The sequence below is a fragment of the Treponema sp. R8-4-B8 genome (genome assembly GCF_054786175.1).
In genome coordinates this window covers 1-15,461 of the sequence record NZ_BDHE01000482.1, presented here as the reverse complement: position 1 = coordinate 15,461, position 15,461 = coordinate 1, and the positions used below count along the sequence as shown (strand labels likewise).

Genomic DNA, 15,461 nt, shown 5'->3' with positions numbered 1-15,461 from the left:
TATTTTAGAGGGAAAATCATGCGGGAAAATTCTCAAGTTGCGGTATGTCCGTTTTCCGATAAAATTGATTTTATAAAATCTATAATCCTTGACAGCGTTAATGGGGAAGTAATAAAAAAAGTCTATTTATTCGGCTCTTACGCCTACGGAGAACCTGACGAAGACAGCGACATCGACTTATGCGTCGTAATTGGAAACGAATACAAAAAATCGGACGTATATTTTGACATTGCCATGAATTTGTCTAATAATGGCATCAGGCCTTGCGATTTGCTGGTTTATAATGAAAAGTATTTTGTCGGCTCCGAAAGCGGCAGGGGCATTGAGAATATTATTATGAATAAAGGAGTTCTTCTTTATGGGCAATGACTACGTTGAAGACGACCCGTTTGCCTTATTTAAAAGAGCGGAAGAAGACATTGCCGACATAAACGCTCTATTAAAACAGAAAGACGTTCCCGAAGAATATGTTTATGCTTCAATCTGTTTCCACGCCACGCAAGCGGCTGAAAAGTTTATTAAAGGATTTATTGTTGATAACAACGTGCCTGTCAAAAAAAATCATAACCTGGAGTATATTAATGACGTTGCGAACGGCATTGATAAATCCTTTTCTATGATTAAAAAAGAATGTATTAAATTAAACGAATATACTCCAAGCGTCAGATATAACGGCAACCTTAAAATTGAAAAATATGAAATTAATACGGTTTTAAAATCATTAAACGCCGTTTATCATTTTGATCCTATCGTTAAAATGAGGGAGCAATACAAAAAAATAGACGGTTACAGGATATTGCCTGAATTCGATTTTCTAAAATAATACAGAGCGTTTATATGAGCGATGACAAAGACGAATATTATATTTTAAAACATAAAAACATTAATGTCGCTGACATTATTATTAATAACGGCGACATTACGGACGTTTTAAAATTTTATGAACCCGAACATTTGCCTTATAAATACGTTGGTGACAAACCTAAAAATATAAGCCTTTTAAACAGTTGGGTTGAACACAGGGGAATTCCTTTCAGCCGCGAGGATTACGGCGCCATCATGGAAGAATTTAACGTCAGCTCTTCCAAAGAATTAACCGTGCTCTCTTACGGCCTTAACTTGACCGATCATTACTGGTTATGTGAAAAAAACAACGAGAAAAAATGGGAGGACGTTAATTTCTTCGACAATAAATTTTCTGAAAGAATCGGACAAATACTGCCTGAACTCGCGGAAAAATATCAAAACTTCATTAACCCCGACCTTTCAAGCAACGGCAGGCTGAAAAAATTCTGGATCATCAATAACGGAAAAAGAGAACTGTGCAAAGCCGGAAGCGGAGACTTAAAACAGGAGCCTTTTAACGAAGTTATCGCCTCTCAAATCGCGGATCGCCTGAATGTGGATCACGTTAATTACGAATTAAGAAAACATGATGACGAAATCTATTGCAAATGCGGCTGCATGGTTGACAAGAACGTGGAATTTGTTAACGCCTTTATTGTTGCTTTGGAAGTTGAAAAAACAGGCGACAAATATAACGATTATTTGAACGCCTGTTCCAAAATGGGCGTTAATAACGCCAGGGAAGAAGTCGATAAAATGATCGTCATTGACTATCTCATAAGAAATACGGACAGGCACGTAGGCAATTTCGGCATTTTAAGAAATTCGGAAACCTTAAAATGGGAAAAAATCGCGCCCATATTCGACAACGGCAATTCTCTATGGCATAACGCCCAGGGCGTTCAATTTATTAACGCCAATTCAAAAAGCGAATGCAGGTCCTTTGCCGGAGAAAATGAAAAAAATGTTTTACTGGTGGGTAACGCGGCCTGGTTTGACAAAAACAAACTTAATGACGTTGACAAAGTTATATCCGGAGTTTTTAAAAATAATATATATATTGAAAACGAAAGAATTGAAAAAATCATCGTCGAATTTATAAAAAGAGTTAATAATTTAGACATCGCCTTAAACCGCAATTTGGAAAGCCCAAAAATTGAAAACAGCGGCTACAGGCGTTAATTAAAAAGGAAACTGAATCTTGAGCAAACTCAACTGCAGGGAATAGGGAGACAATCATGACAGCCAAACAAATGACGGACATCGCCGAATCATTGGAAAAGCTCGGATACGAGATCATTAAAATTAAAGAAAAAAAGGAAGACCCCGATTTTCCCCATTTTCCGGCGATCACTCAAATTATTATAACTCCCGTCAAAACAAATGCAGAAAAACACGATAAGCCAAATGCTTTTTTAGAGAGTTTTAAAGATCAAATTAATAAATAATTATTCCATGAACAGTACAATAACTGCTCGTTTTCGCTCCGGAACGGGAACAACACCTCGAACAAACCCAAACCCAATCGCGGGGAATAGGGAGATAATAAAAATTACTTTTCAAAAAAAATTGGAAGAAGCCGCCCGATTATTAAAAGAAGCGGGGCAAGAAATAAAAAAAGCCGGCGTTCTGAGACTTGAGTTTAAAATAACCCTCAAACCTCAGAAAACCATTGCCCACTTAGGTATGTTTTCTCACGGGAATGAATTTAGCGACAGAACCGGGGCAAAAACCGCCGCCGCCAAAAAATGAAAGGAAATGGTCTGTCAGTTTTTTCTTTACTTCTTCTTTCACGTAACCATACCCGGGTTCATACTCTTCGTTTCTCGCAACTAGAATTTCATTTTGTATATACAACTCCGTTGTAATACAAGCCAACGCTTTAAGGATTTTTTCATTATCGGTCATTTTCTTTCCCTCCTGTGGAAATGAATATGTTGTGGTAAACCTATTATACCGCGGGAGGGACTTCCTTTTTAATTGTTTCAAACATTTCCCTTGCGGGAAAGTGTTTTTATAGGATGAATATTATGGAATTAAATTTTGACGAAATTGACAAACTTCAAGACGCCGTTATCCTTAAACAAAAAATAAATGAAGTTATGAATTTCTTTCAGGAAAAAGGCTTTGAAGTAAAGACTTTCTGTCGGCCTTTGGTATACCGGGAAGGATGTCTTCGCTTTGATCTCTATGTTTCGATTCCTGTTCATGATAAATAATCTTATACATTATCGTTTCAGCGATCGGATCGTAATTTTCCTTGATGTAGTCTTTTATTGATATTACTTCAGGCGGTATTCCGGCTGGCGCTCCTTTGAGGAGTATCGCCAGTTCTAGGCTTTTGGCGTACAGCCATTGCATTTCTTGTCTGTCTGTCATCTTTTGTCCCTCCTATGGGCTTAATATAGTTGTGGTAACCCTATTATACCACGGGAGGGACTTCCTTTTTTTCCGTTTCTATGCGATAATTCTTGCAGAGGGACAATCATGCAAGAAAATTCTCAAACAACTTCAAGCATTCATGAAATTTGCAGATCACCATTAAAGATCATCCCTAAAAAGGAAGTCTATTATGGCTGATGATTGGCATTATTCTCATAAAAATGACAGTGGCTATGATGTAAATGCGTATGGTTATGATAAATATGGAGTGTTCAGAGGAACAGCCCCATTTAAAAATAATGACAGTAATCAAACATTTACCAAAAAGAAAGTAAATCCTAAAGCCGCTGGTGGCGGCGGTTTAATTGGATTAATGTTGATAATATTCATTATAATAAAACTGCTTCAATTTTTAGAAAAAAATTTTGTTTCTGTTATAGCCATTATAATTACAGTTATTCTTTGTGTAATATTCTGTTTAATAATAAGAAATAAAATCGCAAAAAAAGGTTTTGCGACATTTCTTGCGATTATTATATCTATAGGCATAATAGCAAGCATTATTTATTTAGGACCGGTACAAAATGACGGCAATTTTGAAAGATTGGAAAAAACATTAAATATCGATACCCCTACTGTAGTGTTTCAAAAATATATGGATGCTTATGTAAAAAATGATATTAATACGTTAAAAGAATATACTACAGTCATTGGTGATAATGCGGATAATGATTTATTTCCTGTTTATATTTCTAAATACTTTAATGATTTTGATCCTGGCAAAATAATTGATATTAGAAAACAAATTGAAAAAAATAATGCTACATTATACGTTAGTTATCATGGTTACGGTGTAAATGATTCTGCCAGTAGAAAATTTAACATGACAAAAATAAAAGGAAAATGGAAATTGGTAATTCAATTAAGATAAAATTTATTTTAGGAGGAATTTTTATGAAAAAACCAAATCTTATTTTTATGATCTTTTTGGTTCTTCTACCGTGCTTTAATCTTTATGGGCAAAAAAAGACACCATTATTGGATTACCCTGAACCCGTATTTGACAAACCTTTTTCTTATGTCATTGATACATTTAAAGAGGAAGGAAATCAAAAAGATCGTATAATACTGCATAGTTTTTCTGCTGATAAAAATATTCGTTTTAACATTTATTATCACGAACCAAAAACCAAGGAATGGATCTTTTATGGCACTGGAATTTTAAAAGATGTCGGCGATACCGATAGAATAAGTCCTAGTATAAAAATAGATGTTAATAAAGGTGATAATAAAATATGGCTCTATTCATACCGTTATTTTGCTATTGAGTCATTAGATAATAAAAATTATAAGTATCAATTATATAAAAGCAATAATAATTTGAACATCAATGTTATAGGCCCTACAATGGGTTTTGCGACTACTTTTGAAGACGCTTTTTCTGAAAGGCTTGAAAAAACTGTTATTGGAATGAATATAAAAGAGTTCAAAGAAGTTTGGCCGGAAGCTTCCCTATCTGGCAGAGGCGAAAACAGCGAAACCTATGATATTATTTATTCTCATATGGTAACTATGAGCTCTTTATTTACTAGTGTGTCTGGTTATGATTACCAATTTTTCGTATCTTTCTATTTTGTTAATAATAAACTAATAAAATACGAAAGCCATCGACGTTAAATAAGCTATTAATAAAGTATAACATTTTTAAGTACTTTTCAGCCGTTCTTCAGGACGGCTCTTTTTATATATATGTAGATAGACTGAATATTTTGTTGCAATTTTTTCTTTTCCGATGTATTATCCTTATAGGAGGAATCTTTATGAAAAACAAGTTTTTAATTTTAACCCTGATATGCCTGCTGTTGTCTTTAAGCGCCTTTATGACAAGCTGCGGCACTACTCACCCTAAATGCCCTGGAAATGGTGGCTCCAACATCGGCGAATGCCATATGTCTTCCCCCCCCACTGGTTTGACAAAAAATTGTAATAATATTTGTATTTCAAAACAAATATCAAATGGTGGCGTTTCCACTTTCGAGTATTTCTGTGATTGTGATTAACAACACCAGCACTTTACAGGTTTTAAAGCCGTCCCTTTGGGACGGCTTTTTTTATACATAGGTAAAGAGATTAAATTCTTTAGGAGGATTTTATGAAAAAATTTTTATTGATTTTTCTTTTTCTATTTTTTATCACCTGCTTAAATGTTTATGGTCAAATAGCGATGGTTTTTGATGAGGCTGTAGATGCCTTATTAACTGCTGCTAATATTCAACAGTATATTTATTATGCTCAACAACTTGCTGATAATATAACCCAAATAGATCATTTTGTGACAATGATTGAAAACACAGGCAAACAAATTGACATGGCCGCGCAAAATCTGAGGAGCCTGAAGGACGTCAACAGTTGGGACGACTTCATGGACTTCTACAACAGGCAGCTCTATCTCGAACAGGCCGCCATGGAATCCTTCGACAACATGTCCGTCTCCATAGGCAGAAAACAGTATAAGCTCACCGACATCTACGGCATCGGCGAAGGCCTTCAAGACACCTATATCGACTATTGGAACAAGGAATTCACAGAAGACCAGCGCAGGGAAATGTGGCTCTCCCTCGGACTCACCCCCGCCAACTACGCTTACGTCCAGCCCTTCCGCGCCAAAGCCAGCGAAATCACCAAACAGAACCTCGCCGCCGCCGGCATCCAGAACGAATGGTACATGCGCAACATGAAGAACAACGAGCAGCGCCTGAAAAAAATCGCGGAAGACCAGCTCAAGCCGGACGAAAGCAAAATGGGCTCCAAGGAAATCATGATGATGATGCTCGAAACCCTCCTCGAAACCAACAAAGTCACCAACGACATGGCCATGAACCAGGCTCAGGAAAGGGAGGAAAGAGCCGTCAAAGACGCCCTTGGGAACACCCCCAACACGGACCCTCCGTTAGCTGACTGGTCTGAAAAAGGCTTCGATAAGTTTTAATCAAGGAGTTTCGTATGCTTGAAAACTGGCAAAATCTCGGGGAAGCCGTAAACGGCTCCTTCTTCTTCGTCGTCAATAAAATCATCTTTTTACAGAATTTCTTCATTGATAGGGCTAATGAAATAGGCAGGTTAGTCCTGTTAATCGCCCTTCTTTCCGCCGGCTTAAATTACGCCCTCACCGGAACCGGCCTTAAAGAAAACATGATCAAAATTATGAAGGCGACGCTTTTCTTCTTCATCATTACCGCCGCTTATCCAAAAATTATCGGCTGGATCACCAACTACACCTACAATCTCGCTTATGGCAGCGTCGGCGGGTCAGTTAAAAAATATTTTGAAGCGAAGCGCGACAAAATATTGGAAATAGTCGTCTCAGAAAATACGACGGGCACAACCGTTTATCACCCGCTCTTCAGGGAAACGTATAAAGAAACCCCCGAGCTTTCCAAACTCTTTTCCTCCATGACCGTAAAAAATACGGTTTCTCTGAATGGAAATTCAAAGTTTGAATATACCGCGATCGCCCCCGCCGCCGCCATACAAGTCATTCTCATGGTCGCTTACGACGCTTTCGAATTTGCCGACGGCAAGAAAGATATAAAAGTTGGGGAAATAACCGTCGCCTCAGTTCCTGATTTTTCCCGCGTCTTAAAAGGCCTTGTTTGCGGCTTTTTCCTGATCCTCACCGGCGTTTTCGCCCTCCTTGAATATTTGGTCTGTTTCCTTGAATTTATGCTCGTCGCCTCCGTCGGCATTATCCTCCTCCCTCTCTCCATCTGGGAAGGATCAAAATTCATCAGCGAGGGATATATCAAAGCGATCGCCGGCTTTTTCATGAAGCTTCTTTTTTGCAACCTCGCCATTTTCCTCCTCCTCTACGGCTTCATCAGCATGTTCCACGCGCTCGGAGCGCAAAGGTTCACCGGTTCCCCGGACCAGTTCGCTTTCATCATCTTCACCTGCCTTCTCTTCTTCTACATCTGCAAAAGCGCCCCGGGAATAGCGCAGTCGCTCCTTACAGGCACCCCGTCCCTCAGCGCCACGGGCGCGATATCGGCGGCTGGAGGCGCTCTCGCCGCAGCCGGCGCTGTCGCGGGTGTCGCCCAAAAAGCTGTCGTCGGCACTACTAAATCTATTGCCACTGCGGGAGCCACCGCAAAAACTGTTATGGAAGGCGGCGGTGGATTGGGAAACGCCGCTATCGCTTTTACGGGTTCTCTCGCCAGAGACGCAGGAGGCGCGGTCATAAACAGGGCTTTAGGGCTGACGCGCAGTCTTGGAGGCGGTTCATCGTCAGGCGGCTCAATCGCAGGCGTTATCGGTGAAGGTATAACCGAAGGGGAAAATAGGGGAAATGCTTATCTTGGCAATCCTCCACCACCGCCGCCTCCGCCTCCGCCGCCACCGCCTCCACCGCCTCCTCCGCCGCCACCACCGCCGCCTCCGCCTCCACCGCCGCCACCCTAATAAGAAAATTTTATCATGCCCGCAAAACATAAAAATACGGTTTACAAAACACTCGACGCGCCCAACCCCTTCCAAAACGGACAGGACAAGGCTTACGCCGACATCTTATTGCACGTAACGCGGGAATCGCGGCTGTGGCGCAGGCTCACCGTCGCGCATGTTCTGCTCTTCGCCGTCTCCCTCGTCCTGTTTTTCTCAGCCGTCAGCCGTCAGAACACGGTCCCGGTACTCGTCAACGTCATGCCATCGGGCGAGTCCCAGTACCTCGGCGAAGTCCGCCAGAACGGCCAAATGCAGGTACCTGACGCCGCCATCCTGTTCCAAATACGCGCCTTCATCTCCAACATCAGATCCATCTCGACCGATTACCAAGTCGTCTACAACAACATCGACGACTGCTTCCAAATGGCGGCTTCAAGCTACGCTCCCGTTATGCGCCAGTTCCTCCTTAACGATTCCCCGTTCGACCTCGTCGGCAAAATCCGCCGCTCCGTCGAAATCGAAAGCGTCCTTCACGTGACGGGCAGTTCCTACCAGGTCAACTGGTCGGAAACCGTCATCGATCCTTCTTCCTCCGGCCCGAAAAAAAACAAATACCGCGCCGTCGTCACCGTCCGCCTCATCAGCCCGACGGACGCCACCATAAAGAGAAACCCGCTGGGCATCTATATCGAAAATTTTGAAATGACCGAGCTATGAAATATTTATTTATCATATTATTAATTTCCTTCTGCGCCTCATGCGCCTCATTCGACGTCGATTTAAACGCGAAGGAAAAAAACGAGTCCGGGCCGTCGTTCCCCGTCGCCGGAAAAGCCAAATCGAAAAAAAATCAGGACGCTGATCCGCCCCCGCCGCCTCCGGAAATCATCGTCGTCGAACGCCCGGTCTTCATCCCGGAAAAAGATGCCCAGCGCCAGGCTCCGCCTTCAGGCCTTAACGCCGCTAAAGACGCCAACGCCGCGGGAGCCGCTAAGCCTTCCGATTTTTCCCACGCCGCCGTCGTCTACGACTACAATACCGACTGGGTCTACGAAGCCTACGCCATGCCCCTCCGCGTCTGCGACATCCGCCTCGAACCAGGGGAGCGCGTCCTTGAAGCGCCCTTCGTGTCGGACAGCGAACGCTGGAAAATAGGCGCCGGAGTCAGCGTCGAAAACGGCGCCTCCGTGCAGCACGTCTACGTCAAGCCGGACGCTTCAGGGCAGGAAGCCTCCCTCATCATCAACACCGACAGGCGCGTCTACCACATCATCCTCCGCAGCTACAATTCCGCCTACACCCCGATCGTCCGCTGGCGCTACCTCCCTGGCCTGCCCCAAAATTTCACCTCACAGCCCGGCGGTCATGAACAGGCGGGCAATGACGGCGCCTTCCCGGGAGTCGACCCGCGCTTCATCTCCTTCAACTACCGCGTCACTTACTCGTTTTTCGACAAACCCTCATGGCTCCCGGAACTTGTTTTTGACGACGGCTCCAAAACTTACATAGTCTTTCCGGAAGGAGTCCTCAAAAGGGAACTGCCCTCCGTTTTTGAAAACCGTAAGGACGTCGTCAACTACCGCGTTATTGGAAATTTAATCGTCATAGACAAGCTCCTCGAAAACGCCACGGTTAAAATCGGCAAAAAAGAAATTACAGTCTCAAAAAAAAGAGGTTTATTATGAATGAAAAAATTGAAAATGAAGCGGATGCCTCCGCCGCTCCGGAAGAAGATAATTTTGAACTGTCCCCGGAAGAAGCCACGGCCCTTGACGGCGGCGGCAAACCCTCCGTCATTAACCGCAAAAGAATCTTAATCGCCATCTCCGTCTTCTTCTCCGTCCTCGTTTGCGGCGGCCTGCTCTTCAACATGGCCAGGCAAAAAAATAGAAATAACGCGTCAGAGGAAGGCCTTTACTCAGCCAATTCATCTTCGTCCGATTTCCTCGACTCCCTCCAATCCCGCGCCCTCCGCAACAGAAGCGAGGCCGCGCGGGACGCTCAGCCGCCTGACGCGGCCGCAAAAGAGGAACAGGCCGATGAAAAAGAGCCACTGCTGCCTCAGGCTTCCTTTAATTCAAGATCCCAACCCGAGCCGGCAAGGCAGCAGACCCAGGCCCCGCCGCCTTCCGGATCGGCTCCGCAGCAGCAAGGATCAGGATCGGGCGCCCAGCCTACGCATTTTAAATCGTCCCTCGTACCCCAGGTCGAAGGCCGCCTCTTCTCACAACAGGGGCAATACGCGCAACAGTCTCCCGCCTCAAACGCCGCGGCGCGGCCGCCAGCGGAGGACTATTTGGCCGTCTCCGGCAGGGCCGCCCAAAACCCATACGCCGCTGGCGCTTCCGACTATGACGCGCAAAACAAACAGCAGAATAAAGAGTCCTTCTACTCGTCTTCAGGCGGATCGGGGCAGGACGGTTTCTTCATCGGCGACAACGCGCTCTGGCAGGGAACCGTCATCCCGGGCGTCCTCGAAACCGCCGTCAACACCGACCTCCCGGGAGGCGTTATCGCGCGCGTCACTCAAAATATTTACGATTCCAAAACAGGCCTCAGCCTCCTCATCCCTCAAGGCACCCTGCTCATCGCGAGATACAACAGCTCAGTCTCCTACGCCCAGCGCAGAATCCAAATCGTCTGGGACACCATGATCCGCCCGGACGGCTTCCAAATCGACTTCGGCGGCGCGAACGCCGTCGACAGCGAGGGCATGAGCGGGATGGAAGCCGTTTATCATGAAAACTGGTTCGAGTACCTTAAAGCCGCCGGCATTATCACCCTCTTCTCAATCGCCGACGCCAAAATGGCGGATGCCGCCGCAAAATACGCGTCGGACGAAACCGCTGGCGCGGTCGCCGCTTCCAATTCCGCCTTCGTAAACCAAGTCGGAGGCGGCATCGTCGGACGCGCCATGAACATACAGCCCACGCTCACGCTTGACAACGGCGCCATCGTAAACGTCATGCTCAACAGAACCCTTTACCTCCCCCCGGCGCCGCCGTACCGCCCCTCTAAAAAATACGTCCTGGAGTAACCTTATGAAAATTAATTTTAAAACGATCCTCTTTTCACTGTCCTTGCTCTTTAACGCCGCTTTCATTTCCCTCTTGGCGTTTTCATCCTTATCTAAAAATTCAAAAATATCATGCTCCTTCACGGATGAAAATTCCATCACCGCCGCCTGCGTCGTCAATTTCCCAAAAGGCGGTAAAGCCGTCTTCGATAATTTGGAGCTGTCCTTAAAGCCGGGGCAGAAAGCGCTCCTCCAATATTCCGTCATTTCTTCAGATCAAAAACAGGCCAACTTCCTCGTTAACGCTCTCTTTGACCCCTCGGTCGTTTCCGTCTCCCGCTCCGGATATGGAATTGAAATCATCGCGCTTGCGGAAGGCGAAACTCTGATGCAGGCCGTCACAAACGACGGCGTTAAAAATATCGCCCTTGTAACGGTGGAAAAATAAATGAAAATGAAACTCAGCCTTCCTATCTTTTTATTCGCGCTTCTTATTTCCTCCGCCCGCGCGGGCGCGGCGGATTTTTCCGCCATCTGGAGGCATCCGCAAATCGCGGATAAAAATTCAATCTTCCTCGACGCCGCCCTGCCACCGTTCCTGTTCGACGATTTCCAGTTTAATTTTCTCCCCATTGAATTGCGCCTCGAATATTTTCCGCCCCTCCCTTTCCCCATCGCGATCGGCGTTTTTATGAAAACCCCCAACCCGAACCTTAAAAGCTTCGGCCTCCGCGCGTCTTGGCACTTTAACGTCGCGGACCGTTTCACTGATTTTTACGTCGTTTACTCCTACGACCTCGGCTGGCTCCGCAACGATCTCCTCGCCGAATACAACGATTCCCCGGCTGAAGAATTTTACTTTGATTTCCGCTTCGGCTTCAGGCGCTTCTTCGGAACTTTATTCGGCCTTTCCGTTGAATCAGGTTTCCATTTTGAAAGCCTCATTATCACGCTTTCAATAAAAATAAATTAATTTTGGAGGTCACTTATGAAAATTAAAAAATTATTTCCCTTCATCCTAGCGCTCTTCTTTTCAGCGCTCTCTTTATCTTCCTGCGACATGATCATGATCGGCTCCAAGAACGACTCACAGGACAACCCGCAGAACGACGCGCAGGATCCCCCGGAAGGAGGCGCCGACATTTCCGAAGACGAACGCGACGAGCTTGAAAAAACAGGCCGCTTCCTGAAGCTCTTCAACATGCCCCTCAACACCCAGTCCTCCAATGTCGTTTCCATCTCTATTTCCAATTCATTAGCCCCTGTCGCCGTCTTTGACAGGGAACGCGGCGTGAGAATCTTCAGGGACGAAGGGAAGTGTTCCGTCTACATCCCGCTCGTCTGCGGCGACGGCGGCGAATTCACGGAAACCGGCTTCTTCTACGCCGCGTTCGCCGTCCACGTTGACGCCCTCACCAAATTCGCGGTCGCTCCGTCAGACCTCTTCATCGTCCATTTCACTGACGGACGCGGCCAGGCCGACGCCGCAAGCCTGCCCTCCGCCTTGTCCAATAACGACTCCCCTTGCCTGACAGTTTACAACCTTCCGGCCTCCGTCTCCGCTTTTAACTTTTCCGCTGTCTCCGTCCACAACCAGACCGGCGCCGTCGCTTCCTGCCCGGATCAGTCCCTGATCCAAATCAGCCCGTCGCAAAGCGATAACAAGGCCTCCGCCAAAATCCCTCTGCGCTACTCTTCTATCGACAGTCCGTTCGCGGAAACCGGCGTCTTTTTCGTCTCCTTCGACATCAACGTCGACGCGGAAACCCGCTATACCGTCACAACGGACCAAAAGTTAAAAATCGCCTTCATCAACGGCAACGCTTATCTCGACATCCTTTACATGCCGGACGACCCGGTCCCGCGCCTCGCGGTCAAAGGGCTCCCCATTAACGCCGCCAAACACCACGTCTCCAACGTCAGCGTTTATTCCTCCTCCGCCAACCCTGTCGCCGTCTGCCGGGACTATAACGACATCGCCGTCGTCAAAGGCGCGGACTCCTCTTCCATCCTTATCCCGCTCGCCAGGCAGTCCGACGGCGCCCGCTTTCAGGACTCCGGCAAATTCGCCGTCTCTTTTTCCATTAACATTGACGTAGACACCCAAGTCGCCTTCGCTCGCGCCGACAACCTCTTCCTCAGCTTCACTGAAGGTTCCGCCGACATCGACGTCAGACAATACGCCAATAATTTCAGGAACTCCTCTGACCCACGCGCGGGCGTTGAAATTTCGGAAGCCGAACGCGCAGAACTGGAAAAAACAGGCCATTACCTCAAGCTCTCCAATATGCCGCCTAACACCCAGGCCACTAACATCTTCTCCGCATCAGTCGCCAATTCTTCAACCGCCGTCGCCAAATTCGGCAACTCATCCGTTTTTATTTTCAGGGATAACGGCTCATGCTCCGTCTACCTCCCTCTCGTCTACAACGACGACAACGGCGACTTCCTCGACACCGGCTTCTTTTACGTCTCCTTCACCGTCCACGTCGACGCCCTCACCAAATACGTCGTCGCCCCCTCAGACCGCTTCCTCGTTTATTTCACGGACGGCAGGGGGCAGGCCGACGTCAACGCACTCCCTTCCACCGCCGTAGTCGTCGATTCAAGCAGGGAACTGTCGGAAAAAGAGCGCGACGATCTGGAAACCACTGGCCGCTTCCTTAAACTCACGGGCCTTCCGGACAATTTGCAGGCCCCTAACGTCTTCTCCGCCTCCGTCGCCAATTCTTCTTCTTCGGTCGCGATCCTTGACCCGCTCAACCCCGTTCTTATCTACAAGGAACGTTCTTCCAACACCGCCTACATCCCCCTCGTCCGCCAAGACAATTCCGAATTTCTGGAAACCGGTTTTTTCTTCGCCGCTTTTTCCATCCACGTCGACGCCCTCACCATGTACGTCGTCAGCGCCGACGATCATTTCACGGTCCGCTTCGCGGACGGCAGGGGGCAGACCGACGTCTCCAACATCCCCTCTAAAGCCGTCATCGTAGAAGAGCCCCGTTATCTCACCATCACGAGCCTCCCTCCCAACGTTTCCTTCTACAGTTTCGCCAGCGTTTCAATCCGCGACCAAAAAGGCGAAATCGCCAGATGCGACGACTTCTCTAAAATCCTCATCTCCGCCAATGGCGGCAAAGCGGAGGCTAAAATTCCACTGCTCTACAGCAAAGACGGCTTAAACTTTACCGGCTCCGGATCCTTTTACGTGTCATTTGACATCAGCGTCGACGCCGACACCCGCTACACCCTCGCCTCCGGCGACAAGGTGGCGGTGCGCTTCGTCAGCGGAAACGGCGTCTTCGACATCATGAACATCCCGCCAGTCCCATTCGTCCCAGTCCCGTACCTGACCGTTAAAGGCCTCCCCCTCAACGCCGCTAAACACATGATCTCGGACGTAAGCGTTTACAACATCGAGAGCGAGGTCGCCAGCTGCTCGGACTATGGCGAAGTCATATCCGCCAAAGAAAACGGCCTCTTGACCTTCCTGATCCCGCTCTCATCGTCCAACGGCGGCTGGTTCCTCGATTCGGGCAGGTTCGCGGTATCCTTCACTTTCAACATTGACGTAGACACCAAAATTTCCTACTCTCGCTCGGACAACGTCATCCTGTACTTCACAGAAGGCTCCGCCGAATTTGACGTTAATTCTTTCTTCGGCCACTTTAACGCTTCGCTGGCAAATCCCGACGACTCCTCAAAGCCGGTCATAAAGGCGGGTTCCTCCTTCGACGTAAACGGCCACAGGTGTACCGTCGCCGGCAATTACGCGGTCGCCGCTTTTCCCCCAAACGGCTCCTGCGTCCTGTACCTGTACGTCTTCTATTTCGACGGCGAGTTCTTTTATGAATTCTCCGCCGCCGCTCCGGTTTATAACCAAAGCCGCAAAGGCTGGTACAACGGCTCCAAACGCGCCCTCTGGAAAATGATCTACCTTTTCGGTCCTTCCCAATTCCTCTTTAAAACACCCGTCCATGACAATTTTCCACATCTGAAAACGGCCGCCTTAACCGTCACCAATGATTATGCGCAAATTACCGACACCAAAACAGCGGTTAAATCCATCGACGGCGCCTCCAACCCCGAATCAGACAACTTCACCCTCGAGCCGGGCGTTTACGTCGTCGAGATTAAAGGCGCGGGCGGCGGCGCTGGACGCTCCTATGACGGCGCTTCACAAGGCGGCTCTGGCGGCATCGTAAGGGAAATCTTCACCCTCGGCTCCGCCGCTTCATTCTCCGCCTTCACCGGCTCCGCGGGCGGCGACGCTCCGGCCGTTTCCCCTTCCGGAACGTTTAACATCGTCACCACAAGGAATTATCTTACTCAGGCTGGTAGTACGACTCAATCCACTGTCACATTCGGCAGCCCTGTTCTTACCTCTTCGAATTCATTCATTGCCGCCGTCAACATTTATAACGTCTCTAATATCCATATCTATTCAGACGGACCAATAACAGAATATTTATGGGCGGATGCCTCCATGTCAGGAGGAGGAGGCGGTGGAGGAGGCTCGGCATCCTTCCTATATTCCTCCGGCGCCAACGGCAGTTACTTCCTCGCCGCAGGCGGAGGAGGCGGAGGCTCGGGAGGCTCCTACCTGACTCCGGGCGGCGCTGGAGGCGCGGGAGGCTCGTGCGGCCCGGGCCAACATCATAAACTTAAGCCTCAAAATGAAGGTTTTTGGTTACATTTGTATTTATTGTAATATTTCCATTTCCGGGGAGCGCTTTTCAGCGTCCGTATTGGAACAATGTTTCGTTCCATGTCCGCC

The 15,461-nt window shown here is 47.3% G+C and carries 17 protein-coding genes; 15 read left to right on the top strand and 2 right to left on the bottom strand.

All coding sequences use genetic code 11. The features are described 5' to 3' along the window. Positions 1–18 precede the first annotated feature (18 nt). Genes ACYVRA_RS10575 through ACYVRA_RS10560 form a run of 4 tightly spaced genes read left to right on the top strand, consistent with a single transcriptional unit; the run spans position 19 to position 2,294 of the window. The gene (locus ACYVRA_RS10575) at positions 19–369 is read left to right on the top strand and encodes a nucleotidyltransferase domain-containing protein (RefSeq protein ID WP_461252668.1); all 351 of its coding nucleotides are present in this window, start codon (positions 19–21) and stop codon (positions 367–369) included. Beyond that, positions 359–823, top strand: coding sequence for a HEPN domain-containing protein (locus ACYVRA_RS10570; protein ID WP_461252667.1), 465 nt, complete (start codon positions 359–361; stop codon positions 821–823). The genes ACYVRA_RS10575 and ACYVRA_RS10570 overlap by 11 nt, the downstream gene beginning before the upstream one ends. Positions 824–837: 14 nt before the next feature. Next, positions 838–2,028, top strand: coding sequence for a HipA domain-containing protein (locus ACYVRA_RS10565; protein WP_461252666.1), 1,191 nt, complete (start codon positions 838–840; stop codon positions 2,026–2,028). 56 nt (positions 2,029–2,084) lie between these two features. Continuing rightward, positions 2,085–2,294: a hypothetical protein gene (locus ACYVRA_RS10560; RefSeq protein ID WP_461252665.1), complete on the top strand. Its 210-nt coding sequence runs from the start codon at positions 2,085–2,087 to the stop codon at positions 2,292–2,294. A gap of 232 nt (positions 2,295–2,526) precedes the next feature. Here ACYVRA_RS10560 and ACYVRA_RS10555 read toward each other — a convergent pair whose 3' ends face one another. Beyond that, the gene (locus ACYVRA_RS10555) at positions 2,527–2,754 is read right to left on the bottom strand and encodes a hypothetical protein (protein ID WP_461252664.1); all 228 of its coding nucleotides are present in this window, start codon (positions 2,752–2,754) and stop codon (positions 2,527–2,529) included. Between the two features lie 192 nt (positions 2,755–2,946). Next, positions 2,947–3,225: a hypothetical protein gene (locus ACYVRA_RS10550; RefSeq protein WP_461252663.1), complete on the bottom strand. Its 279-nt coding sequence runs from the start codon at positions 3,223–3,225 to the stop codon at positions 2,947–2,949. A 193-nt stretch (positions 3,226–3,418) separates the two neighbouring features. Here ACYVRA_RS10550 and ACYVRA_RS10545 point away from each other — a divergent pair, with 193 nt between their 5' ends. The 11 genes from ACYVRA_RS10545 (at position 3,419) to ACYVRA_RS10495 (ending at position 15,395) form a co-directional block, all read left to right on the top strand. Beyond that, complete coding sequence (locus tag ACYVRA_RS10545) at positions 3,419–4,159, top strand: hypothetical protein (RefSeq protein WP_461252662.1); 741 nt, start codon at positions 3,419–3,421, stop codon at positions 4,157–4,159. A gap of 23 nt (positions 4,160–4,182) precedes the next feature. Beyond that, positions 4,183–4,905, top strand: coding sequence for a hypothetical protein (locus tag ACYVRA_RS10540; RefSeq protein WP_461252661.1), 723 nt, complete (start codon positions 4,183–4,185; stop codon positions 4,903–4,905). A gap of 143 nt (positions 4,906–5,048) precedes the next feature. Next, positions 5,049–5,288 carry a hypothetical protein gene (locus ACYVRA_RS10535; RefSeq protein ID WP_461252660.1) on the top strand — a complete coding sequence of 80 codons (240 nt, stop codon included), beginning with the start codon at positions 5,049–5,051 and terminating at the stop codon, positions 5,286–5,288. A gap of 92 nt (positions 5,289–5,380) precedes the next feature. Further along, positions 5,381–6,217, top strand: coding sequence for a hypothetical protein (locus ACYVRA_RS10530; protein ID WP_461252659.1), 837 nt, complete (start codon positions 5,381–5,383; stop codon positions 6,215–6,217). Positions 6,218–6,231: 14 nt separating this feature from the next. Then, positions 6,232–7,686, top strand: coding sequence for a TrbL/VirB6 family protein (locus ACYVRA_RS10525; protein WP_461252658.1), 1,455 nt, complete (start codon positions 6,232–6,234; stop codon positions 7,684–7,686). A gap of 15 nt (positions 7,687–7,701) precedes the next feature. Further along, a complete protein-coding gene (locus ACYVRA_RS10520) occupies positions 7,702–8,385 on the top strand; it encodes a VirB8/TrbF family protein (protein WP_461252657.1) in 684 nt (227 codons plus the stop codon). Next, complete coding sequence (locus tag ACYVRA_RS10515) at positions 8,382–9,353, top strand: TrbG/VirB9 family P-type conjugative transfer protein (protein WP_461252656.1); 972 nt, start codon at positions 8,382–8,384, stop codon at positions 9,351–9,353. The genes ACYVRA_RS10520 and ACYVRA_RS10515 overlap by 4 nt, the downstream gene beginning before the upstream one ends. Continuing rightward, positions 9,350–10,705, top strand: a complete 1,356-nt coding sequence (locus tag ACYVRA_RS10510; RefSeq protein ID WP_461252655.1) for a TrbI/VirB10 family protein — start codon at positions 9,350–9,352, stop codon at positions 10,703–10,705. The genes ACYVRA_RS10515 and ACYVRA_RS10510 overlap by 4 nt, the downstream gene beginning before the upstream one ends. 4 nt (positions 10,706–10,709) lie before the next feature. Further along, positions 10,710–11,132, top strand: a complete 423-nt coding sequence (locus ACYVRA_RS10505; protein WP_461252654.1) for a hypothetical protein — start codon at positions 10,710–10,712, stop codon at positions 11,130–11,132. Then, positions 11,133–11,657 carry a hypothetical protein gene (locus ACYVRA_RS10500; RefSeq protein ID WP_461252653.1) on the top strand — a complete coding sequence of 175 codons (525 nt, stop codon included), beginning with the start codon at positions 11,133–11,135 and terminating at the stop codon, positions 11,655–11,657. It begins immediately after the preceding gene. A gap of 15 nt (positions 11,658–11,672) precedes the next feature. Next, complete coding sequence (locus ACYVRA_RS10495; RefSeq protein WP_461252652.1) at positions 11,673–15,395, top strand: hypothetical protein; 3,723 nt, start codon at positions 11,673–11,675, stop codon at positions 15,393–15,395. The last annotated feature ends 66 nt before the right edge of the window (positions 15,396–15,461 follow it).